This window comes from Nocardia abscessus (assembly GCF_015477775.1).
Classification (GTDB): Bacteria; Actinomycetota; Actinomycetes; order Mycobacteriales; family Mycobacteriaceae; genus Nocardia; species Nocardia abscessus_A.
Map to the genome: position 1 here is coordinate 121891 of NZ_JADLQO010000012.1, position 20940 is coordinate 142830.

General features: G+C 69.1%; 23 protein-coding genes. 13 read left to right on the forward strand and 10 right to left on the reverse strand.

Annotated elements, in window-relative coordinates:
* Positions 1 to 214: 214 nt before the first annotated feature.
* Entirely contained in the window at positions 215 to 583 is a 369-nt protein-coding gene (locus IU450_RS26975; protein WP_195152544.1) for a DUF488 domain-containing protein, read from the reverse strand.
* 86 nt (positions 584 to 669) lie between these two features.
* Here IU450_RS26975 and IU450_RS26980 point away from each other — a divergent pair, with 86 nt between their 5' ends.
* Positions 670 to 942: a hypothetical protein gene (locus tag IU450_RS26980; protein WP_195152545.1), complete on the forward strand. Its 273-nt coding sequence runs from the start codon at positions 670 to 672 to the stop codon at positions 940 to 942.
* 6 nt (positions 943 to 948) lie between these two features.
* Here the strand turns inward: IU450_RS26980 and IU450_RS26985 are convergent, their stop codons facing one another.
* Both IU450_RS26985 and IU450_RS26990 read right to left on the reverse strand, forming a co-directional pair.
* Positions 949 to 1371 carry a limonene-1,2-epoxide hydrolase family protein gene (locus IU450_RS26985; protein WP_195152546.1) on the reverse strand — a complete coding sequence of 141 codons (423 nt, stop codon included), beginning with the start codon at positions 1369 to 1371 and terminating at the stop codon, positions 949 to 951.
* Positions 1372 to 1394: 23 nt separating this feature from the next.
* Positions 1395 to 2111: a TetR/AcrR family transcriptional regulator gene (locus IU450_RS26990; RefSeq protein WP_195152547.1), complete on the reverse strand. Its 717-nt coding sequence runs from the start codon at positions 2109 to 2111 to the stop codon at positions 1395 to 1397.
* Positions 2112 to 2225: 114 nt separating this feature from the next.
* Between IU450_RS26990 and IU450_RS26995 the strand changes: the two genes are divergently transcribed.
* The 6 genes from IU450_RS26995 to IU450_RS27020 all read left to right on the forward strand — a co-directional run bounded on the left by IU450_RS26995 (position 2226) and on the right by IU450_RS27020 (position 7043).
* Positions 2226 to 3422 carry an FAD-dependent monooxygenase gene (locus IU450_RS26995; RefSeq protein WP_195152548.1) on the forward strand — a complete coding sequence of 399 codons (1197 nt, stop codon included), beginning with the start codon at positions 2226 to 2228 and terminating at the stop codon, positions 3420 to 3422.
* A 201-nt stretch (positions 3423 to 3623) separates the two neighbouring features.
* The gene (locus IU450_RS27000) at positions 3624 to 4010 is read left to right on the forward strand and encodes a hypothetical protein (RefSeq protein WP_195152549.1); all 387 of its coding nucleotides are present in this window, start codon (positions 3624 to 3626) and stop codon (positions 4008 to 4010) included.
* Positions 4007 to 4603: a DUF3558 domain-containing protein gene (locus tag IU450_RS27005; protein WP_195152550.1), complete on the forward strand. Its 597-nt coding sequence runs from the start codon at positions 4007 to 4009 to the stop codon at positions 4601 to 4603. Before IU450_RS27000 ends, IU450_RS27005 begins: the two co-directional genes overlap by 4 nt.
* Before the next feature lie 18 nt (positions 4604 to 4621).
* Positions 4622 to 5830: a hypothetical protein gene (locus IU450_RS27010; protein ID WP_195152551.1), complete on the forward strand. Its 1209-nt coding sequence runs from the start codon at positions 4622 to 4624 to the stop codon at positions 5828 to 5830.
* Complete coding sequence (locus tag IU450_RS27015; RefSeq protein ID WP_195152552.1) at positions 5827 to 6567, forward strand: ESX secretion-associated protein EspG; 741 nt, start codon at positions 5827 to 5829, stop codon at positions 6565 to 6567. The genes IU450_RS27010 and IU450_RS27015 overlap by 4 nt, the downstream gene beginning before the upstream one ends.
* 35 nt (positions 6568 to 6602) lie before the next feature.
* Positions 6603 to 7043, forward strand: a complete 441-nt coding sequence (locus IU450_RS27020; RefSeq protein WP_195152553.1) for a nuclear transport factor 2 family protein — start codon at positions 6603 to 6605, stop codon at positions 7041 to 7043.
* 83 nt (positions 7044 to 7126) lie between these two features.
* On the opposite strand, the gene glyA is transcribed toward IU450_RS27020, so the two are convergent.
* Together glyA and IU450_RS27030 are read right to left on the reverse strand one after the other, a co-directional pair.
* Positions 7127 to 8422, reverse strand: a complete 1296-nt coding sequence (glyA, locus tag IU450_RS27025; protein ID WP_195152554.1) for a serine hydroxymethyltransferase — start codon at positions 8420 to 8422, stop codon at positions 7127 to 7129.
* A gap of 122 nt (positions 8423 to 8544) precedes the next feature.
* Positions 8545 to 9123: a TetR/AcrR family transcriptional regulator gene (locus IU450_RS27030; RefSeq protein ID WP_195152555.1), complete on the reverse strand. Its 579-nt coding sequence runs from the start codon at positions 9121 to 9123 to the stop codon at positions 8545 to 8547.
* Between the two features lie 94 nt (positions 9124 to 9217).
* Between IU450_RS27030 and IU450_RS27035 the strand changes: the two genes are divergently transcribed.
* Positions 9218 to 9676 carry a PaaI family thioesterase gene (locus IU450_RS27035; RefSeq protein ID WP_416382907.1) on the forward strand — a complete coding sequence of 153 codons (459 nt, stop codon included), beginning with the start codon at positions 9218 to 9220 and terminating at the stop codon, positions 9674 to 9676.
* A gap of 16 nt (positions 9677 to 9692) precedes the next feature.
* Positions 9693 to 10142 carry a nitroreductase family deazaflavin-dependent oxidoreductase gene (locus IU450_RS27040; protein ID WP_195152557.1) on the forward strand — a complete coding sequence of 150 codons (450 nt, stop codon included), beginning with the start codon at positions 9693 to 9695 and terminating at the stop codon, positions 10140 to 10142.
* Between the two features lie 334 nt (positions 10143 to 10476).
* Here the strand turns inward: IU450_RS27040 and IU450_RS27045 are convergent, their stop codons facing one another.
* A complete protein-coding gene (locus IU450_RS27045) occupies positions 10477 to 11676 on the reverse strand; it encodes a DUF885 domain-containing protein (protein WP_195152558.1) in 1200 nt (399 codons plus the stop codon).
* Between the two features lie 181 nt (positions 11677 to 11857).
* On the opposite strand from IU450_RS27045, the gene coaA reads away from it, so the two are divergent.
* The gene (gene coaA / locus IU450_RS27050; protein ID WP_195152559.1) at positions 11858 to 12790 is read left to right on the forward strand and encodes a type I pantothenate kinase; all 933 of its coding nucleotides are present in this window, start codon (positions 11858 to 11860) and stop codon (positions 12788 to 12790) included.
* A gap of 6 nt (positions 12791 to 12796) precedes the next feature.
* Here coaA and IU450_RS27055 read toward each other — a convergent pair whose 3' ends face one another.
* The gene (locus tag IU450_RS27055; protein ID WP_228835173.1) at positions 12797 to 13405 is read right to left on the reverse strand and encodes a hypothetical protein; all 609 of its coding nucleotides are present in this window, start codon (positions 13403 to 13405) and stop codon (positions 12797 to 12799) included.
* A 61-nt stretch (positions 13406 to 13466) separates the two neighbouring features.
* The gene (locus tag IU450_RS27060) at positions 13467 to 14246 is read right to left on the reverse strand and encodes an isoprenyl transferase (protein WP_043697657.1); all 780 of its coding nucleotides are present in this window, start codon (positions 14244 to 14246) and stop codon (positions 13467 to 13469) included.
* A gap of 188 nt (positions 14247 to 14434) precedes the next feature.
* On the opposite strand from IU450_RS27060, the gene trhA reads away from it, so the two are divergent.
* Together trhA and IU450_RS27070 are read left to right on the forward strand one after the other, a co-directional pair.
* Complete coding sequence (gene trhA, locus IU450_RS27065) at positions 14435 to 15136, forward strand: PAQR family membrane homeostasis protein TrhA (RefSeq protein WP_416382908.1); 702 nt, start codon at positions 14435 to 14437, stop codon at positions 15134 to 15136.
* A gap of 223 nt (positions 15137 to 15359) precedes the next feature.
* Entirely contained in the window at positions 15360 to 16997 is a 1638-nt protein-coding gene (locus IU450_RS27070) for an adenylate/guanylate cyclase domain-containing protein (RefSeq protein WP_195152560.1), read from the forward strand.
* A 56-nt stretch (positions 16998 to 17053) separates the two neighbouring features.
* On the opposite strand, the gene IU450_RS27075 is transcribed toward IU450_RS27070, so the two are convergent.
* Positions 17054 to 19108, reverse strand: coding sequence for a thioredoxin domain-containing protein (locus IU450_RS27075; protein WP_195152561.1), 2055 nt, complete (start codon positions 19106 to 19108; stop codon positions 17054 to 17056).
* Positions 19109 to 19321: 213 nt separating this feature from the next.
* On the opposite strand from IU450_RS27075, the gene IU450_RS27080 reads away from it, so the two are divergent.
* Positions 19322 to 19534, forward strand: coding sequence for a hypothetical protein (locus IU450_RS27080; protein ID WP_195152562.1), 213 nt, complete (start codon positions 19322 to 19324; stop codon positions 19532 to 19534).
* A 560-nt stretch (positions 19535 to 20094) separates the two neighbouring features.
* Here the strand turns inward: IU450_RS27080 and IU450_RS27085 are convergent.
* A complete protein-coding gene (locus IU450_RS27085; RefSeq protein WP_195152563.1) occupies positions 20095 to 20673 on the reverse strand; it encodes a TIGR03086 family metal-binding protein in 579 nt (192 codons plus the stop codon).
* Positions 20674 to 20940 lie beyond the last annotated feature (267 nt).

A 20940-nucleotide genomic window follows, 5' to 3' on the forward strand; every position in this document is an offset into this window, starting at 1 on the left:
GGTCCGTCCTGATGGACCCGACGTTGCCGTCAGGCGCCACGAGGGCCGGGGACCGGCCCCCTCGTACTGAGTAGCTCAGTCACGGTCAGGACCTCCCGTACGAGCCACACCGCCGCGGCCCGCACACCCGACGCTACCTCCGACTCGGGCATCCGCGCTCAGGGACCGGAAGGCGTGTCCGTGAATTTGTCGTAAACCCGCACTTCGCGCGGGTTCAACGCAGCACGTCGAGCAACACCGGAACATGGCTGTTCGCCGGATCCTGTACGGCGGTGAGCAATGTCACCGGACCTTCGGCGGCCAAGGTGCGCAATTCCCGCAAATCTTGCTGAACATCCGGCGCCGCCAATTCCGCGCGGTAACGGCGGGCGAATTCCGGGCCGCGCGCGTCCCGGTCGGCATGGAACCAACGGCGCAACTCGGTGGACGGGGTGAGCGCTTTGGGCCAGCGATCGACCCGCGCTTGTGCTTTGGTGATCCCCCTCGGCCAGAGCCGGTCGACCAGCACCCGCGTGCCGTCGTCCGGGTCCGGGGTGTCGTAGACGCGCTTCACGCGGAAGCCGGGCGGCGTTTGCGGTGTCATAGCAGTCATCGCAGCACGGCGTCCGGGCACGATAATGATTCGCCACGCGGTCGCTGTCGGCCCATTCGGCGGTTAGAGTCGCTGGTATGTCCGGTAACGAGGATTTGGAGAAGCTGTCGTCGAAGGAGCTGCACGACCGGGCGATGAAGCTGGCCGTGCGGCGCGGCGATGTGAGGTTCCTGTGGCGGCTGCTCACCTCGATCCCGGCCGCGGAGGCCGCGGCGGGCAACGTCGGCGCGAGCGAGGCGGACATCAAGTACGTGCTGCCGATGCTCGACGACTACGTCCACGCGGGCGACGGCGCGGTCGCCGAGGTGCTGCGGCCGGTCTACCTGGACTACCTGACTCAGCACTCCTGAGCCGGGTCAGCCCCGCTTCAGCGCCGCGCGCCAGAGGCCGACTCCGGTGCCGCGCAGGACGTTCTCCCAGCTGAAGTGGTCGTGCCACAGGATGATTCGGCCGTCGCGCAGCTCGAACGTGCCGGTCACCCAGAATCCGACGCGCACCGGCCCGAAGCGCAGGTAGTCGGTGCGGTCGGTGAGCACGACGTCGCCGTCGGCGGCGATGTGGTGCAGGTCGACGCCGAAGCCGAGCCAGTCGCGGCGCAGGCCGCGCAGCACGCCCGCCACCCGTCGCAGGCCCTTCACGTCGGGCAGCGAGGTGTTCTTCCAGACGATGTCCGGGTGCAGCAGGTCGATCGCCTCTTCGGCGGCGCCGATTTCCAGCGCGGCGAAGAACTCCCGCACGGTGGTGATCGAGTCCTGTGTCAGATCGGGTTCGTCGGTCATGGTCCGAGCGTAGGCCGCGCCGGTCATCCGCGGCGCGCGATGAGCACGGCCAGTCCGTCCAGAATGCGCCCGATGCCGAATTTCAGCGCGCCCTCTCCGCCCGCTGCCGCACCCTCCTCGGCGAACGCGGCGACCGCGGCCGGGTAGCGATCGGCCGCGGCGGCCACCATCTCGGCCAACTGCCCGGCGATCTGCTTCTCGAACTCGTCGGCGTCCCCCACCCGCGTCTGCTGCACCAGGCTGCGGGCGTGCCCGGTCAACAGGACGATGGTGTCCAGGCGCTCGGCGGCGGTGAGGCCGGTGTCGACGAGCGCCGCGAGCGCGGACTCCATCCAGGCCATCTCGTTCGGCCCGACCGGCCGTACCCCCACCGATACCTCCAGCGACCAGGGATGGGCGCGCAGGCGTTCGTAGATCGTCTCGCACCACAGGCTCAACCGGCCGCGCCAAACCTCCTCCGCCGCGTCCTCGCCGCCGTCCATCTCCGGGGGTGCGCCCAGCGCGGTGTCCAGCATCAGCGCGACGAGTTCGGCCTTGCCTGGCACGTAGCGGTACAGCGACATCTTGGTGAAACCCAGGCGCTCGGCCAGCCGCTGCATGGACAGGTTCGCCAGCCCTTCGGCATCGGCCAGCGCGATCGCCTCCGCGACGATCCGCTCCACCGACAGCGCGGGTTTCGGACCGCGCGTCGGGCGGTGACCGGTACCCCAGAGCAGTTCGAGTGTGGTTGGTGTCGGCATGCCCGAATCCTTCCGGAGAACGTCTTGACCCGAAATTGTGTCTACCATACGCTAATCCGCGTCCATCGAATACAGTTTCCATCGGACACAGATTGCCGACACAGGAGATCCGCCATGCGCAACACCACCGTCCTCATTTCCGGCGCCGGCATCGCCGGGCCCGCTCTGGCCTACTGGCTGCACCGCTACGGATTCGCGGTCACCGTCGTCGAGCGCGCTCCCGGGCTTCGCCCCGGCGGTCAGGCGATCGACTTCAAGGGCCGCACGCACCGCACCGTGCTGGAACGGATGGGCATCCTGCACGACGTCGAGGAGCGCAGGACGGGCACCACCGACACGGTCTTCGTGGACGAGCGGGGCTCACGGCGGGCGCTGATGTCGGGCGAGTTCACCGGCGGCGACGTCGAGATCCTGCGCGGCGACCTGTCCGAAATCCTCCACAGTCGCACCGCCGACCGCTGCGAGTACCTGTTCGGCGATTCGGTCACCGCGCTCACCGAGACCGCGGCGGGCGTGCGCGTCGAATTCGAGCACGCGACCGCGCGCACCTTCGACCTCGTCTTCGGCGCGGACGGCATCCACTCGCGGGTCCGCCGCCTGGCCTTCGGCCCCGAGCGCGACTTCGTGAAGTACCTGGGCTACTACTACGCCGTCGCGGGCGCGAGCCCGTGCGGCGCAGAGGCGGCCGGATCACCCGAACGCGTGACCGCCTACGGTCACAACGCTCCCGGACGACTCGCGATCAGCGGCGGCCCGAAGGCACAGCAGATGTACATGTTCGCCTCCCCCGAACTCGATTACGCGCGCGACGACAGCGCGGCCCAGCGCCGCATCCTCACCGAGACCTTCGCCGAGGTCGGCTGGGAGGTGCCGCGCATGCTCGCCGAACTGGCCGAATTCGACGATTTCTACATGGACTCGATCAGCCGGGTGCGCATGCGGGACGGATACACCAAGGGTCGGGTCGCCCTGGTCGGTGATTCCGCGTACGGAAACACGCTGGGCGGCTTCGGTACCGGGCTCGCCGTGGTCGGCGCGTACGTCATCGCGGGGGAACTGGCCCTGGCGGACGGCGATCACGCGGCCGCCTTCGCCCGCTACGACGAACTCATGAAGCGCTACGCGAAGATCGCGGGCAACAACAACGCCGGTCGTTTCCTGGCGCCGAAGACCGCGCGCGGCATCAAGATGCGCGACTGGTTCCTCGAATCCCGGCTGTTCGCACTGATGACCGAGTACGGCGACAAGGCCGCCAACGACATCGATCTGAAGGACTACCCCGCCTTGGTCGGCACCGCCGACGCGCGCTGATCATCCGCCACCCGCCTTGACAGCAATTCTGACCCGTCGCGTCCGCCTTGGCGGGGCACGACATCCCAGTTCGCCACAGCCGCACCGCCGATCCCGAGAGGCGCGACCGGGCGGCCCCGTGCGATCGGCTGTGTTTCGATGGAACCGGAGCGAGATGGGACGCGTCTATAAAGTCAGACGGCACTGACGGAAGGGGCGGCTATGGCGGACAGCCCGTTTCCCGGGTACATCGAAGCTGCGAAAACCGGGGCATTGCAGGTGCGGATGGACCCGCAAGGGTTCGTCGAGATCGACCAGGCGTGCCAGGAGTTGATCGACCAACTCACCGGTGCTCGCGCTGATGCTCGCGATCTCGGTGAGAAGACGCAGTGGGGATTGGGCGAGGACAATCCGCGCCTTTCATCAGCGGTCGAACTGGTCCGGCTGTTCCGGGAGAAAGCCTTCGGGGGCCCGAACAATGCCTATGACACTCTGAGCGACTACATTTCCGTAGCCGAGGAGATCCGAGCCATGTTCAAAGCGATCTGCGACACCTACCAGCGCACCGATGCCGAGTTCGCGGCCAAGATGCGGGAACTCAGCGCATGAGCGGCAGCCGGCACAGGGTTCTTCGGCCGACGGCAGGTTTCGCAGCAGCGGCGACACTGGCGGTACTGCTCACCGGATGTGGGGACGAGACCACGTCATCACAGACAGCGACATCGACGACGCAGCCGAATGCCGCAGGCACGGGAACGAGTCCGACTGTCGGGCCGGGCTCGCAGACATCGTTCGATCCCTGCACCGCCCTGACGCCCCAGTTCTTGGCCGACCACCAATGGGACGCATTGCCGCCTGCCCCGAAGCAGAACAGCATGAGCGGGATCAGCTGGAAGGGCTGCCGGTATGTCGCGCGAGCCGGGTACAGCCTCACGATCCAAACGACGAACGGCACGCTCGATCAGGTGAAGGAGAAATTCCCTTCCGCCACAGGTGTCGCGATCGGGAGTCGGAATGCAGTGCGGTACGAAGCTCGTCCCGACGTTCCTGGCGGCTGCACGGTCAACGTCGAGTTGCGCGGTGGCTCGCTGTACATCCTCGTCGACGATCCGAGCGGCAAGCACCCACGCAAACTGTCACCGTGTGACAACGCCACCGATATCGCCCGAGCAGTCGCACCACTGCTGCCCGCGGGCAGCTGAACACCGGGGGAAGCGATCATGAGACAAACCGACGGCCGCGCGATCACCAATCCGGAGAACGCGCAGAGTTTCTCGCACGCGGAGATCAAGCAGGCGGCCGACGCGATGAATCCGGCCGGGCTCGACAGCGCGCTCGCCGCGTGGTCGGCCATCGCCGCGGCGGTCACGAACGCGGGGCAGCAGTTCGAGTCCGCGATCAAGAAGGCCGTGGAGCAGCAGTGGGAGGGCGCGGCGGCCGACAGCGCGGTTCGCGGCGTGCGGGACTACGCGGCGCGGATGGGCGAATTCGGCGAGGCAGTCGGCGCGCAGAGTGTGCCGCTGTCGGCGGCGGCGGACGCGGCGACCAAGTTCAAGATGTCGGTGCCCGACCTGGCCGACACTTCAGGTAGCTCGGCCGATCCCGAACAGCGCAACTCGCGGGAGGAGCAAGCCCGCGACGAAATGAACACCCAGTACATCCAGCCGTACGGGGCCACCGCGCCGGCCATTCCCACGCTGCCGCCCCCGGTCAGCCCTGCCGCCGCGGCACCGACGGGTATCGAGACCGGCGCCGGTACGGAAGCAGGCGTGAACGCCGGTTCGCAGCCGGTGGACGGCACTCGCCCCGCCGACACGTCCTCCTCGGGCGACAAGTCGTCTTCCGGCGGCAATCCCACCTCCGAGGACACCGCCGCACCCAGTGACACGGCGGAGGAAGGCCACCAGGACGACCAGTCACAGCAGGCGAGCGAAAACACTCCGGAGACGACTACCCCGCAGGCCGTTTCGCAGAGTCAGGACGCGGCGGCCACCACGCCCGCCTCCACCACGAGGACGCAGACGCCGACTTCGGCTACACCGTTCCTGTCCACCGCGCCGCTGCCGACCGCACCCGACGCCGTCGCCCCGGCGTCGTTCGACAGCAGGCCGAACGGCACGCAGGCCAGGCCGGGCACGCCCGGTGCGGTGGGAACACCGAGCGCCGCGGAGAACGAAGCACGATCGGGCACTTCACGTCCCGCGCAGCCCACCGCCCCGGCCGCGTCCCAGGCGTCATCCGCTCCGGCCGGGCGCGCCGGGGCGCCCGGCATCCCCGGCTACCCGGGCATGGTCCCGCCGGGGATGCGCGGCAGGCGCACGGACGACGACGAGCACAAGTCGCCGAAGTACCTGCGCACCGAGGAACACGCGAAGGAATTGCTCGGCGAGGTGCAACCGACCGTGCCGCCCGCCCTCGGAGAGAAATGATGGCGCAATGGTCGCTGTCGGCCGAGCAGTTCGCCGCGGCGTGGTTCGGGACCGGGCTCGATCGCATGCCCTTCCCGTTCCGGTTCACCAGCCGGTTTCCCGGCCTGAACGAGTACCAGGAGTATCAGCGGCAGTTCCGCGCCGAGCTGGACCGCGACGAGCGGCTGCCCCTGCGCAGCGCGATCGGCACGCTGGCCGGCCCCGACTGGCGCATCGAACTGTTCGGCTACGACAACACGCGCGAGGGCGTCGAACTGCGCGCCGTCGCGTGCGGGACACGCACCGGCTCCGGTGTGCTCGCCGTGCAATCACCCGCGCCGGATGGTGGCCGAGTCCAGCTGCGCCGCTGCCGAGTCGACCAGCTCGCCACCGAAGTGGTGCGCCTACTGCCGCAAACCCCCGCTGGAACGGTCGGGGAGAAGAGCTTTCTGCTCGACGATCTCAACGACGATCGCCCGGATCTGTTCGGCAACGCGCCCGCCAGCCAGGCCAAGGAACGCTACCGGCGCTTCTGGCGGCAGTCGTGCACCACCCGCGGCACCGCCGTCGTGCTGCTCGGCCCGCGCAACGACGCGCCGCTGCGGACCGGCCGCCTCCGCTGGATCGACACGGCCGACGGCCGTTACTGCGAGATGCCCGCCAATCGCGCCCTGATGATCCGTCCCGGTACCGGCACCGATATCGCCCGATATCTGGACGAGTCGATCGTGCGGGCGAAAGCGCGCATGGATCGGTAGTTCCGGATCGCCGCGTCGGCTCGTAGTTTGAAGCCATGGCAACTCGGGACGAGATCGAGGCATTTCTGGGCGCGTATCAACAGGCGTTGAGCTCGTTCGACGCCGAGCGTTCGGCCGCGCTGTGGGGCACGCCGGGCACGATCGTGGGCGACGGATTCGTCGGCTCGCTGTCTTCCCGCGCGGACATGGCGGAGGGTCTGCGCCAGTCCTATCCCCTGTATCGAGCGCTGGGACTCGCGAGGGTCGACCACACCTTGCTGGGACAGGTCGAGCTCACCGCGCGCATCACCCGCCTGCACGTCCGATGGCACTTCTTCGACGCGGCGGGCGCATTGCTCACCGACAGCGACTACGAATACCTGCTGCGCCGCGATGACGACGACGTGCTCCGCGTCTACGTCGCGGTAGCCATCGATGAAATGCGGAAGCTCATCGAACTCGCGGCCGCCAAAGGCGTCGAGATACCGGGTTCCTGAGCCCGGCGGCGATCGCCGCGACTCGCGCTCCCGGCTTCGCACATCCGCTGACCGACAGCGGATGTGCGAAGCGGACGCGAGCGTCAGCCCAGCAGGCGCCAGTCCTCCAGACCGTCGTACAGCGGAACGTCCTTCGCCAGCTTGCTCACCCGGGCGCGCAGTGAGTCCAGGTCGGCGCTGCCTGCCAGCGCGCCGGCGATGATGTCGGCGACCTCGGCGAACTCGGTGTCGCCGAAGCCACGGGTGGCCAGGGCAGCGGTGCCGATCCGCAGGCCGGAGGTGACCATCGGGGGACGCGGGTCGAACGGAACGGCGTTGCGGTTGACCGTGATACCGATCTCGTGCAGCAGGTCCTCGCCCTGCTGGCCGTCGAGTTCGGAGTTGCGCAGGTCGACCAGCACCAGGTGCACGTCGGTGCCGCCGGTGAGCACGCTGATGCCCTTATCCTTGACGTCCGCGGCGGTGAGCCGCTCGGCCAGGATCTTCGCGCCCGACAGAGTGCGCTCCTGGCGATCCTTGAACTCCTCGCCCGCCGCGATCTTGAACGCGACGGCCTTGGCGGCGATGGCGTGCATGAGCGGGCCGCCCTGCTGACCCGGGAACACCGCGCTGTTGAGCTTCTTGGCGTACTCCTGCTTGGCCAGGATCAGGCCCGAGCGCGGACCGCCGAGGGTCTTGTGCACGGTCGAGGACACCACGTCGGCGTAGGGCACCGGCGAGGGATGCAGACCGGCGGCGACCAGACCGGCGAAGTGCGCCATGTCCACCCACAGGTACGCGCCGACCTCGTCGGCGATCGAGCGGAACGCCGCGAAGTCCTGGTGGCGCGGGTAGGCCGACCAACCCGCCACGATCACCTTCGGACGCGCCTGCAACGCGATCTCGCGCACCTCGTCCATGTCGACGCGGTGGTCTTCCTTGCTCACCCCGTAGGAGTGCACCTCGTACAGCTTGCCGGAGAAGTTCAGGCGCATGCCGTGGGTCAGGTGACCGCCGTGCGCGAGGTCGAGGCCGAGCAGCTTGTCGCCCGGATCCATCAGCGACATCAGCACCGCGGCGTTGGCCTGCGCACCGGAATGCGGCTGCACGTTGGCGAATTCGGCGCCGAACAAATCCTTGGCGCGGTTTCGCGCGAGGGTCTCCACCACGTCGACGTGCTCGCAGCCGCCGTAGTAACGCCGCCCGGGGTAGCCTTCGGCGTACTTGTTGGTGAGCACGCTGCCCTGCGCCTGCAGCACCGCGCGCGGCACGAAGTTCTCCGAGGCGATCATCTCGAGCGTGTCGCGTTCGCGGGCGAGTTCGCCTGCCATCGCGGCAGCGAGCTCCGGATCGAGCTCACCGAGAGACTGGGAATTGACAGAGGCGGTCGTCTGCGTCACGGCCTCAGTCTATGGGCCGGGGGCCGAGCCCCCGGAGCAGGGGGTTCACCCTTGTGTCACCGCGGGCGGGTCCGGCCGCCCGGTCGTGACGTGCGACACGCCGGTGCGCGGCGAGCGGGCCCTCAGCGAGATTCGCCGTCCTCCGGCAGATAGTTCGCCAACAGCACCGCCAGCTGCCGTTGCGCGTCCTCCAGCGGCCGCGTGGACTTCATCGCCCGCGCCTGGACGATGGCGCCCTCCATCGCACTGAACGCGAAACTGCTGAAGGAGCGCGCCTCCTCGGCGGACACGCCCGCGGCGACGAGCGCCGCGGCGAGCCGTTCGTGCCAGGCGGCGAAGACCTCGCCCGCCGCGGCCTGCACCCGAGGCTCGGACTCGGCCAGCGCGGCACCGACGACAGGGCAACCGGCTCGGTAGCCGGTCTTCTCCAGTGCGGTGACCCACCAGCCGAGCAGCGAATCGAACCACCGGCGCGGCGGCGCGGCGGTGACCTTGTCGATCACCTCGCCGATCCGTGCGCCCGCGACCCGGGTGGCGGCCTCGACCAGCTCGCTCTTGCCCGCGGGGAAATGCTGGTAGAGCGAGTTGCGCGAGGCGTTGCTCCGTTCCAGCAGGGTGGCCAGACCCGCGGCGTGCACACCCTGCTCGCGAACCAGTTCGATGGCGCTTTCGATCAGCCTGGTGCGCGGCCCTGCGGTCATGCGAACTCCTTGTTCGAGGGTTGCGTGAACCGATCGGTCCATGTTGCAATCATGTCAGATGTGGACCGATCGGTTCATCGAAAGGATGGGATTGATGTCCGAAGCCACGGTCGACCCGGCTCAACTGTCCGGTCTCGAACTCCTGCGCACCGCGATGACCAGGGCGGATCGTCCGCCGTTCATCGGAGACCTGCTCGGCATGGAGGTCGACGAGCTCGAGCACGGCAAGGTGGTCTTCGCCCTGCGCACCCGGCCCGACTTCGCCAACCCGCTCGGCACCACCCACGGCGGCATCTGCGCCACCCTGCTCGACTCGGTGATGGGCTGCGCGGTGCACACCACGCTGGAGGCGGGCGTCGGATACACGACCCTGGAGCTGAAGATCAACTACATCCGCGCCGTGCCCACCGACGGACAACGCCTCACCGCCACCGGCACCACGATCCATGTCGGGCGCACCACCGCGACCGCCGAAGGGCGGGTCATCGACGAACAGGGCCGTCTGGTCGCGCACGCCACCACCACCTGCGTCATCTTCCGCGCACGAGCCTGACCCCGAGGAGCCTGCGATGGCCGGACGAACACCGAGCGCCGCGTTACGCAAATTCCGGCGCGAACGCCTGATCGGCCGCTACCTGGTCAACCCGGTCGTCGGCCTGCTGGACCGGCTCGGCGTCCGGTCGCCGCTGATCGCCGAACTGGAGACGGTCGGGGCGAGATCGGGCCTGCCGCGGCGGGTGCCGGTCACCGCGTCGATCGACGAGACGGGCGCGTGGCTGATCTCGCAGCACGGCCACCGCTCCGGATGGGCCCGCAATATCGCCGCCGACCCGCAGGTCCGGCTGCGGCAGGGCCGCCGGTGGCGCAGCGGCACGGCCGCCTTCGCGCCGGAAGACGATGTGGTGGCCCGCTCGCGCACGTTCGTCAAGGGGCGCGTCGCCGCCACGGTCGCCGAACGGACCATGAAAGCGCTGGAGAGCGACCCGATCTCGGTGCGCATCACCTTCGCGGGCGCCTGAGCTCGCACCGGCGAACCGGCGACCACACAGCCGCCGAGGAACGGGCCCCGCACGGACGGGCCCCTGATTCATGGGGCTCTACGAGCCGTAACGAGCGATGGTGCGCCGACCGGTGTTCCTGGTGACAGTGCACATCACCTGACGAAGGAACGAACATGGTCGGCTTGGTCTCGGTACCCAACTCCCCGATCGAGGCGCTGCTGCGCACCCTCTCGCTGCTGCTGTGCAGCATCTCCGCAGGCGGGCAGGGCTGCGCGGTGATCCAGTAGCCCGTCTACCACCCTGAGCCCGCGCGGCTCGGCCCGCTCAGGTCGAGCCGCGCGACCCGCCGGGCTCACGCCGCGGCGCGCACCGCGCCTGGAGTGAGCGGCTCGTCGAGCAGTCTGCGGAAGCGATCGGCGCGGTCGTCGGCGTCGACGGCGCGATCGAGCCATCCGCCCAGCAGCCGGTAACCCTCCACGTAGGTGGAGATGTAGGCCCGCCACAGCGGCGAGGACAGGAACCGCAGCGACTGGCGCGCCCGCTCCGGCGTGGTCAGGCTCCAGGTCTGCAAGAACTCCGCGACCTCGTCGTGCGTGCGCCCCCGATCGTGCAGCAGCAGCGCGGCGTCCTGGCGCACGCCCAGCAGTTTGGCCGAGGCGTTCGAAAGCCGTTCGGCTCGTTCACCGTCGAAGCGCAGCCCGAGATCCGCGTAGATCTCCTGTGCCCACTTGCCCCACCCCGGGCCGACGATGGAACGCAGCGCCAGATCTGCGAGACCTTCGGCCATCAGGCACTGCGGGGTGTTCACCAGGAACAGCGTCTGCTCGGCCTGCCCGGCGGTGACCAGCCCGGCCTCCTTGCGGCAGTGCTCGGTGTGATGCCCCGGGTAGGACTCGTGCGCGATCAGCTGTGGCAGGTGCGCCATGTGCTGCTTCAGGTCGGAGTTGATCGCGACGCGGGAACGGTAGTTGCCCAGGTAGTAGTTGAACCCGGACCAGGGCTTGTCCCCGACCACCTCGTAGGTGACGTGCTCGTGGTCGGGCAGCGGATAGCGGGCGCGGACCAGCTCGCGCAGCGCGCTCGAGAACGCCTCGACGCAGGCCGACAGGCGTTCCGGGGGGATCTCGTCGGCTTTGCGATGCGCGGCCACCCGTTCGGCCAGCGGCCCGTCCCCGGCGAGCACCTCGTCCATCTGCCGGTGCGCGTCGCGGTAGTCGTCCACGTCACCGGGCGCGATGTCGACGTCGAAGTACGCGCGCACTTCCTCCACGAACCCGATGTCGTCTCCGGCGAATTTCCGCCCGGAACATTCCAGCGCGCGCAGGTGCACGTCGAGGAATTCGGCGCGCTGCGGCGCCAATCCGGCCTCGGGCACCGCGGCGCGCAACTCGGCGGCACGACGAGCCAGTTCGCGCGGTTGCGGCGCAGGTGCGTTCTGCACCTCGCGGCGCAGCGCGGGATCGCCGGTGAAGGCGTCCACGAACCCTTCCTCCAACCGGTCGAAGGCGAGGCCGAGCCGCAGGTATTCGGTCACGAGCGGATGCGCTTCCATGCCAGCCGACATTAGCGGCTCACACCTGGCTCATCGAGTCGGTTACCAACCGGTAGTGGTACCCCGCTCATCCCACGATGTTGACGCGGAGCAGAATTCGGCTATGCGGCGACAGCTAGACGGAATCTCACCGGATCCGCACGGTAACTGTGCGTGTTTGCCGAAACGGAGCGTCGGGTAAGTGGCACGAATGAGCGAGCCGAGTCCCTACGTGGAATTCGACCGGAAACAGTGGCGAACCCTGCGTAAGTCGACTCCTTTGGTGCTCACCGAGGAAGAACTGATCGGCCTGCGTGGCCTCGGAGAACAGATCGACCTCGAGGAAGTCGCGGAGGTCTATCTCCCGCTCGCTCGTCTCATCCATCTGCAAGTGGCCGCGCGTCAGCGGCTGTTCGCCGCCACCGCGACCTTCCTCGGCGAAACCCATCCCGACCAGCAAGTACCTTTCGTGATCGGCGTAGCGGGCAGCGTCGCGGTGGGCAAGTCCACCACCGCGCGCGTGCTCCAGGCGCTGCTGGCGCGCTGGGATCACCACCCGCGGGTCGACCTGGTGACCACCGACGGGTTTCTCTATCCCACCGCGGAACTCACCCGGCGCGGCATCATGCATCGCAAGGGTTTCCCGGAGAGCTACGACCGCCGCAAGCTGCTGCGATTCGTCACCGAGGTGAAATCCGGCGCCGCCGAAGTGTGCGCCCCGGTGTATTCGCACATCTCCTACGACATCGTGGCGGGCAAGCTGCACTGCGTGCGCCAGCCCGACATTCTGATCGTGGAGGGCTTGAACGTGCTGCAGACCGGTCCGCGCCTGATGGTCTCGGACCTGTTCGACTTCTCGATCTATGTCGACGCGCGTATCGAGGACATCGAGAAGTGGTACGTGCAACGATTTCTCACCCTGCGCAAGACGGCCTTCGCCGACCCGAACGCGCATTTCCACCACTACTCCGGATTCAACGACGAACAGGCGACCGCCGCTGCGCAGGAGATCTGGAACAACACCAACCGGCCGAATCTGGTGGAGAACATTCTGCCCACCCGCCCGCGCGCGACGCTGGTGCTGCGCAAGGACGCCGACCACAGCATCAATCGGCTGCGGCTGCGGAAATTGTGATTCCGCTTACAATTTCCATGCCTCGTCCAGGCGCCGCGCGACATCGATATCGCGGACCGCGGCGATGTGCGGCTTACGGATCTCGGCGGAGATATAGCGGGCGACGAAACGCTTGATCTCGTGGTCGACGCTGGCGAGGATGCGCAGCAGCTGCCCGCGCTTGGTGGCGGCGGCGACGTCGACGCGCACGTCGCCCGGGCGCGGCTCGGCGATGTCGATCACCACCCGCAGGGGCGCGGCCGTGCGCACCGTCAGGTGCAGGTGCACGGTGCCCTCGGCGTGGAACCGATGCCGGTCGACCGCCAGGTCGAGCAGCAGGTCGAGGTCCAGCGGGATGATCAACTCGAAGGCGATCGGGTCGTCGCCTCGGCGGCGCAGCCGCGCCGCGCCGAGCTGGACCTGCGCGGTCACCTTGGCCAGCCGTGCAGGGCCGACCCCGATCGGGCCGAAATCGAATGCGGTACCGGTCAACTGATCGAACGCGCCGCGGATGCGCTCCTCGGAGGCGGCGTACTCCAGAAAGCGCCTACCGAACTCCGCATAGCTGATCGAGTCGTCCGACCCGTGCCGCACGGCTCCGGCAGCGTCGGCGGACCGGTGGTCGAACGAGCTCATGAGACCGCACGGTACGCGAGAGGGGCGGCGGTGGCGCCGGATTCACCGGACCAAGATCGAATCAGACGCCGAAACGGCGATGGCGCGCGGCGAAGTCGCGCAGCGCCCGCAGGAAATCCACCCGACGGAACTCCGGCCAGTACGCCTCGGTGAACCATATCTCCGAGTATGCGCTCTGCCACAGCAGGAATCCGGACAGCCGCTGCTCTCCGGAGGTGCGAATGACCAGGTCGGGGTCCGGCTGACCGGAGGTGTAGAGGTGCTGGCCGATGGCGTTGACGGTGATCGACTGGACCAGGTCCTCGCCGGTCTCGCCCGCGGCGATCTCCTGGCGGACCAGCGAGCGCACCGCGTCGGTGATCTCCTGCCTGCCGCCGTAGCCGACCGCGACGTTGACGTGCACGCCGCCCCGCCCCTCGGTGCGCTCGGCCGCGGTGCGCAGCCGCTTGGCGATCAGCTCAGGGAAGCCGTCGAGCGAGCCGACGATGCGCACGCTCCAGTTCTGCTCCGGCGCCGACAGCTCCTCGACCACATCGGTGATCACCTCGAACAGCGTCTCCAATTCGTCCGGATCGCGCTGGAGGTTCTCGGTGGACAGCAGGTAGACGGTCACCATCTCGATGCCCTCGGCCTCGCACCAGCCCACCAGCTCGGCGATCTTGAGCGCTCCGACCCGATGGCCGTGACTGACGTCGGTGAAACCGTTCTCCCGCGCCCACCGGCGATTGCCGTCACACATCACCGCGACATGCCGGGGATGCTGTTTGCCGGCCAGCTGCCTGGACAGCCGGGCCTCGTAGATGCGATACGGCAGACCCCGCACCTGACTCGGAAGTTCCACGCGGGCAACCCTACGCCTCGACGACACGATCACGGCATCGACCGCGATACGCCGGTACAGTAGCCAAGAGGTCGCAAGTTACGGTTGCGTAGGTTACCGACGGGTTCAGCCAGGCGGCTGTCTCGTCCCACTCGGCCCGGCGCGGCTACGGACGAACTTCGTCCGCCCGCGCCCACTAGGAGGTACTCGTGTCCGATGCGGCACCGGTCACGGCGGTCCCCGGTTCGGCGAACGAAGCGCTCGCCGAGGCGCTGGTCAAACCCCGTTTGCGGGGCTGGATCCACACCTGGGCGGTCGGCGTCGCCGCGATCGCGGCCGTGGTGCTGGTCGCCACCGCCGCCACGGTCTCGGCGACCGCGGGATGGTCGACGCTGATCTACGGCCTCACCGTGTGCGGCCTGTTCGGCGTCAGTGCCGTCTACCACCGGGTGACCTGGCCCACCCCGCGCGCCCGCATCCGGATGAAGCGGGCGGACCACTCGATGATCTTCCTCTTCATCGCGGGCAGCTATACGCCGTTCGCGCTGCTCGGCCTGCCCGGGCGCACGGGGCAGACGCTGCTGGCGGTGGTCTGGGCGGGAGCGCTGGCCGGAGTCGCGCTGAAACTGCTGTGGCCGACCGCTCCCCGTTGGGTCGGCGTGCCGCTGTACCTGCTGCTCGGCTGGGCGATCGTGCCGGTGGCCGGGCAGCTGAACGGCCAGATCGGCATCGCGCCGCTGATTCTGCTGCTGATCGGCGGCCTTTTCTACAGCGGCGGCGCGATCCTCTACGCCACCAAGTGGCCGAACCCGTGGCCGACCGTCTTCGGCCACCACGAGTTCTTCCACGCGGCCACGGTGCTCGCGGCGCTGACGCACTACGCGGCAGTCTGGCTGGTGGTCCTGCGTTGAACGCCTAAAGTCGACGGGGAGGCAGAACGAGAGGGGGCGATGTGGCCGATCGGTTCCCGGGCCGGTCCGGCGAGATGACCGGGAAACCGCCTGTACCGGTCGTCCTGGTTCTATGCTGCTCGTTCGTGTTCCTCGTCGCCGCCTCGCGCGGCATCGCCGCGCCGCGCACCGCACCGGGCCTGACGCGCATCGGCGGGCGTCGTCCATCGGGGTCGCGCGTCCGATGATCGCGAAGCTCGTCGTCTGGGCGCTCAAAGCGCGGGGTGGTCTGGCCGCACTGGTCACCACGGCGAACCTCAGCGGCCTCGCGGTGATCGTCACCCAGTTGTGGTTGAACGGATTCCTCGGTCGGCTGGGCCCGGACTGGCTGAAGGCGCTGGCCTTCGTCGGCATCTACCCGGCGGTCGGGTTCCTGGCCGGAATCGTGCTCGCGGTGCGCGACCGGAAGGTCTACTTCGGCTGGCTCGACGCCGGGCGCAAACCGACCGAGGTGGAGGCGCGCCGCCTGCTGCTGCTGCCCATCGCGATCAGCATGCGCGCGCTGGCCCTGTGGATTCCCGGCGTGATCGTGGCGACCGCGACCTTCGCGCATCTGAGCCCGGACAACGACCCCGGCGTGACGGCGGCGCTGTTCACGATCGGCGCCTTCGAATCGGCGGCGGTCACCTTCCTGATCGTGGACCGGCTGATCCGGCCGACCATCCCGGTGGTGGCCGGAGTGCTCGGCTGGACGATGCACTGGAGCGCGTCGGTCCTGGTGCGGGTCGTGGTGACCTGGGCGGTGGCGGCGGCGCTTCCGCTGCTCATGCTGATCGTGGTGCTGGCCGACCCGGCCGCGGCCGCACCCGACCGGGTCCGCACCGCCATCTATCTGTCCGGCGTCGGCATCGGCGTCGGCGCGCTGGCCACCGCCTTCCTCGCCCGCTCCGTGGCCGCGCCGATGCGCACGCTGCGCCGCGCGCTGGACCGGATCGCCCAGGGCGACCTCGGCGCCCGGGTGCCGATCGGCAGCACCAGCGAGATCGGCAGGTTGGAGCACTCGGTCAACGAGCTGGCCGCGAACCTGCGTGAGCGGGAGCGGATGCGGGAAGTCTTCGGCAGGCACGTCGGGGCGGAGGTGGCCGAGCGCGCGCTCGGCCGCGGGGCCGACCTCACCGGTGACGTGCGCGAGGTGTCGGCGCTGTTCGTCGACGTGACCGGCTCGGTGGAACTGTCCACGGGATTGCCGCCGCAGGAGTTCGTGGCCAAGCTGAACCGGCTGCTCTCGATCGTCGTCGCGGCGACCGAGGAGAACAACGGCCTGGTCAACAAGTTCGAGGGCGACGCGGCCCTGTGCGTCTTCGGAGCTCCGATCGCCCTGCGCGACAACGCGACCCCCGCCCTACGGGCGGCGCGCCGCATCCGGGACGAGGTGATCGCCACCGGGGAACTCGACATCGGGATCGGCGTGGCGCGCGGCCCGGTCTTCGCCGGTGACGTCGGCTCCGATACCCGGCTCGAGTTCACCGTGATCGGCGACGCCGTCAACGAGGCCGCCCGCCTCACCACGGCGGCCAAAGAGGTCCCGCGGCGAATCCTGGTGAGCCAAGCGGTGATCGATGCCGCCGCGGACCACGAAAGCGCCAAGTGGACGTTCTACGACACCATCGTGCTGCGCGGCATGAAGGAGCCGACGGCCTGCTGGACCGATAGCGACACCCCCGGCTCCGACCCCGAACGCACTGCGACGCACACCGATCGGCTCGACGGCGACGACCTGCCTCCCGACACCAACCCGGTCATCGAAATCCACACGGCCGCACCCGCACCCGACGACACCGAGGTGCCGGACACCGAACTCGACGCCCCGCCTCGGCGTTAGGCAGCGCCCACAGTCCCCCGCCGATGCGAAAGGTCTCGTGTGGCGGTGCGGCTCGGCTAGTTCCGTTGCAGCGCCGTGCGGAGCTGGTCCGGGCTGGAGACCGGGAGGTCGCAGACGGAGCCGCGGCATACGTAGGCAGCGGCCGCGTTACGCACCAGGGGCCGGTCGGCCAGGAGCGGGACGGTGTTCGGGGCGGCGGCGAGCACGACCGAGCCGCCCGGAGCGGCCAGCCGGGCGGCGACGAGCAATTCGGTGGGGTGCGCGGCCGACTCGGTGGTGGCGATGGCGACCTGCAGTGGTCCGCGCAGCGCCGCTTCGGCGACGGTGAGCCACTGGCCCGCCGAACGGGGCGCGCGCGCCAGCACGATCGCGCCGCGCTCGAGAGTGCGATCGGCCAGTTCGCGGTAGCGGGCGGCCCGTTCCGGGTCACTGGTGGCCGCGGCCGTGAGCAGCGCCTCGGCCAAGGCAGAGGCGCCCGCGGGTGTGGCGCCGTCGATCGGGTCGCGCGGGCGGGTGACGAGGGTTTCGGCGTCGTCGGCGGTGTCGAACCAGCTGCCCGGCTGATCGGGGTCGGCGAAGTGCCCGATCGCGGTGTCCAGCAGGCGTTGCGCGTCTTCGAGCCAGCCCAGTTCGCCGGTGGCCTGGTGCAGCGCGAGCAGTCCGGTGACCAGCCAGGCGTAGTCCTCCAGGATGCCGGGCGCCGCGCCTGCGACGCCGCCGAGCGATGCGCGCCGCAACCGCCCGTCCACCAGGTGTTCGGCCAGCAGGAAGCGCGCGCACCGGACGGCGGCGGCGGTCCACTCCGGCTCGTCCAGCGCGGCCGCGGCCTCGGCGAGCGCGGTGATCGCCATTCCGTTCCACGCGGTCACCACTTTGTCGTCCCGCTCCGGCTGCGGGCGGCGATCGCGGGCGGCGATCAGCGCCGCGCGGACACGGTCCAGGCGCGCGGCGTCCTCCGCCGTAGTCGGCTCGGTGTACCTGGTCAGCACCGAGGTGCCCTGCTCGAAGTTTCCCGCGGTGGTGACGCCGAAGAATTCGGCCGCCCATGCCCCGTCCATCGAACCGAGAACGCCGGCCAGCTCGGCGGGCGTCCACACATATGTCGCGCCTTCGACACCGGGTGCACCGGGCTCCAGGTGGGTGTCGGCGTCCAGCGCCGAGGCGAAGCCGCCCTGGGCGGTGCCCAGGTCGTCGAGCAGGAATCGGACGGTCTCCCGCGTGACTCGATGCGACAACGATTCCGGCAGCACCGATGTAGTGCGCCGGGCCAGGTGCGCGTAGGCGCGCAGCAGTTGCGCGTTGTCGTAGAGCATCTTCTCGAAATGCGGCACCACCCACGCGGCGTCCACCGAATACCGCGCGAATCCGCCGCGCAGCTGGTCGTAGATGCCGCCGCGCGCCATCGTCTCGGCGGTGCGGGCCACCGCGTCGAACACCGCGCGGTCATCGGTCCGCTCCCAGTGCCTCAGCAGGCCTTCCAGCAGCGCCGACGGCGGGAATTTGGGCGCGCCGCCGAACCCGCCGTGCTCGGCGTCCTCGTCGCGCAGCACGGCGGCGACGGCGTGGGCGAGCAGCTCCGGCGTGATCGTCAGCTCCGCGGCGGGCAATCCCGCCGTCTGTTCGCGCAACGCCGCCGCCACCTGCGCGGACGCCTGATTCACCTCGTCCCGCCTGGTGCGCCAGGTCTCCGTGATCGCGGTGAGCAGCTGGGTGAACGACGGCATGCCGCCGCGTGGCAGCTTCGGGTAGTAGGTGCCGCAGTAGAACGGCTCGCCGTCCGCGGTCAGGAAGCAGGTCATCGGCCAGCCGCCTTGACCGGTCATCGCGACGGTGGCGTTCATGTAGACCGCGTCCAGGTCGGGCCGCTCCTCCCGGTCGACCTTCACGCAGACGAAGTTCTCGTTCATCTGTTCGGCGGTGGCGGCGTCCTCGAACGACTCGTGCGCCATCACGTGGCACCAGTGACAGGACGCGTACCCGACCGAGAGCAGGACGGGCACGTCCCGCTCGCGTGCTTCGGCCAGTGCCTCGGCATCCCACTCCCGCCAGTGCACCGGGTTGTCCGCATGCTGGCGCAGGTACGGAGACGTCGCCTTTCCGAGCCGGTTCATGGCTCCACCGTACGGCCCATTCCGGCGCCGCGCGGGCAGCACGGGCCGGTGGTCTCGACTCTCCGGCGACAGGAGACCACCGGGCCTCGAAGCGAAGAGAGTGCGCAAACGCTCCATCGCGCCACATAGGCGGCCGAGGCCGCCCGGGCAGGACTTCGTCGCCCCGAAACTGGCGGGCCTGTAGCGGGTCGACTCGACGCCCCGCCGCTGACGGTGCCGCGCGAACAGGGGCGATGGAAGCTGCTGATCCGCATGCCGGAGGCGGTGACCGCCGACATGGTCACCGGCGCGACCTTCGAGCGGCGCACCGCGGGCAATGCGATCCAGGCGCTGCACCGGGGCCCGTGCGCGACCGAACCGGAGACGCCCGCGACGGCATGGACGCCTCCGATGGCGGCCGAGGGGTGGACGGCCACCGGCTGCTGACCATGCGATCTATCTCTCCGATCCGCGGGCGCCGAACGAGAAGACGAAACCATCCTCGGCCGACCGGTGCGCCGGATGAATCGAAATTGATTCGCACCCTTTCGATCCGGCCGGTTACAGTCCTACCAGCGCCCGGTGCGCAGGCAACGGCTACTTCCGTATTCAATGGATGGGTTGCGGGTTCGAGTCCCGTCCGGATCGCGGTGATCCGGTAGCTCAATCGGCAGAGCTATCCAAGGCAGGGTCTTCGGACCCGTCGGGCTCGATTCGCTCGAGCCGGTATTCCGTCGCCGCTCAGATCTCGGGCGCCCAGCGCGCTGTGCGGGAGCGGCCGATATATATCGGCCGCTTCCCACGAGAGATGCGAACCGTCGGCGACTACGCGCCATTGTCTTGCAAGGAACTACAGGCACCAGCCCGGATTGCGCCGAATCGCCCGGATTCGAATAACTTCCGATTGTGCACTCCGGAACACGTCTAAGACGTCCGATGGAGAATCGCGGCAACCGGGCGGAACGTGCAAGGCCCCTGCCGTGCTGCGGTCGGGGCCGTAACCACGACTAGACGGTCCGGGCAAGCACCTCTCGACCCACATATGCCAACAGCCGACGGTGCGCCGGTTCGTCGGCGGCGACGACGACCTCGGGCCCGAAAATGCCCGGCGCGCGGAAGGTCTCGATGCCACCCATGGCTTGCATGGTGGCGAGCAATTCGCCACACAGTTCGTCGTCGGCCAGGTCCGGCCGATCGATGGCCACCGCGATATCGACCCCGTGCACGAGAACCTCGGTGAGATGCACCAGTGCCGCCGCCGGGCCGGGCAGCTCCCCGAGCGAGATGCCCACCGTGCCGTCCAGCGCGTCGGGCCGGTGCCAGGCGGCGCGGTCCACCTCCGCCGCCGCGGCGTACGCACCCTGCGGATCACCGCCGAGCCAGTCGGATTCGTGCTCGGCGCCCGCATCGGTGCCGCTCAGCGCGGCCGCGAAGATATGCATGCCGCCAACGGTGTGATTGAGGACGGCGCGCACGTCCCAGTCCCGGCACGGTGTCGGCGCGGCCAGACCCGCTCCCCCCACGGCGGCGACGATCGCTCCGGTCGCGTCCAGTGCGCGGTCGATCTGTCCGATCACGTTGTCCATGAGCTTCCTTAGGTCGAGCGGTTTGGCTGAATTGGTAACACAGGACGCCGACAAGCGCGCGGCATTGCGAACACCACTCTGCGCCGAGATAGTTGCCGGCAGTGTGCTTCTGGCAACCGCGAAAAATAATCGGATGCGCGGATCGGACGCGCTCGCTACGCTCAGCGGAGCACCCGGTGCGCAGGCAACGGATACTTCCACTTCTAATGGACAGGTTGCGGGTTCGAGTCCCGCCCGGACTACGCGGTCCGGTAGCTCAACGGCAGA

Excerpts from the sequence above, each read along its gene's own strand:
- IU450_RS27020 (WP_195152553.1), top strand. The coding sequence starts at position 6,603 with ATGGCAACTCGGGACGAGATCGAGGCATTTCTGGGCGCGTATCAACAG.
- IU450_RS27070 (WP_195152560.1), top strand. The coding sequence starts at position 15,360 with ATGATCGCGAAGCTCGTCGTCTGGGCGCTCAAAGCGCGGGGTGGTCTG.
- IU450_RS27045 (WP_195152558.1), bottom strand. The coding sequence starts at position 11,676 with ATGGAAGCGCATCCGCTCGTGACCGAATACCTGCGGCTCGGCCTCGCC.
- IU450_RS27040 (WP_195152557.1), top strand. The coding sequence starts at position 9,693 with ATGGCCGGACGAACACCGAGCGCCGCGTTACGCAAATTCCGGCGCGAA.
- IU450_RS26975 (WP_195152544.1), bottom strand. The coding sequence starts at position 583 with ATGACACCGCAAACGCCGCCCGGCTTCCGCGTGAAGCGCGTCTACGAC.
- IU450_RS26985 (WP_195152546.1), bottom strand. The coding sequence starts at position 1,371 with ATGACCGACGAACCCGATCTGACACAGGACTCGATCACCACCGTGCGG.
- IU450_RS26995 (WP_195152548.1), top strand. The coding sequence starts at position 2,226 with ATGCGCAACACCACCGTCCTCATTTCCGGCGCCGGCATCGCCGGGCCC.
- IU450_RS27030 (WP_195152555.1), bottom strand. The coding sequence starts at position 9,123 with ATGACCGCAGGGCCGCGCACCAGGCTGATCGAAAGCGCCATCGAACTG.
- IU450_RS27085 (WP_195152563.1), bottom strand. The coding sequence starts at position 20,673 with ATGGACAACGTGATCGGACAGATCGACCGCGCACTGGACGCGACCGGA.
- IU450_RS27005 (WP_195152550.1), top strand. The coding sequence starts at position 4,007 with ATGAGCGGCAGCCGGCACAGGGTTCTTCGGCCGACGGCAGGTTTCGCA.
- IU450_RS27000 (WP_195152549.1), top strand. The coding sequence starts at position 3,624 with ATGGCGGACAGCCCGTTTCCCGGGTACATCGAAGCTGCGAAAACCGGG.
- IU450_RS27075 (WP_195152561.1), bottom strand. The coding sequence starts at position 19,108 with ATGAACCGGCTCGGAAAGGCGACGTCTCCGTACCTGCGCCAGCATGCG.
- IU450_RS26990 (WP_195152547.1), bottom strand. The coding sequence starts at position 2,111 with ATGCCGACACCAACCACACTCGAACTGCTCTGGGGTACCGGTCACCGC.
- IU450_RS27015 (WP_195152552.1), top strand. The coding sequence starts at position 5,827 with ATGATGGCGCAATGGTCGCTGTCGGCCGAGCAGTTCGCCGCGGCGTGG.
- IU450_RS27055 (WP_228835173.1), bottom strand. The coding sequence starts at position 13,405 with ATGAGCTCGTTCGACCACCGGTCCGCCGACGCTGCCGGAGCCGTGCGG.
- IU450_RS26980 (WP_195152545.1), top strand. The coding sequence starts at position 670 with ATGTCCGGTAACGAGGATTTGGAGAAGCTGTCGTCGAAGGAGCTGCAC.
- IU450_RS27035 (WP_416382907.1), top strand. The coding sequence starts at position 9,218 with ATGTCCGAAGCCACGGTCGACCCGGCTCAACTGTCCGGTCTCGAACTC.
- IU450_RS27010 (WP_195152551.1), top strand. The coding sequence starts at position 4,622 with ATGAGACAAACCGACGGCCGCGCGATCACCAATCCGGAGAACGCGCAG.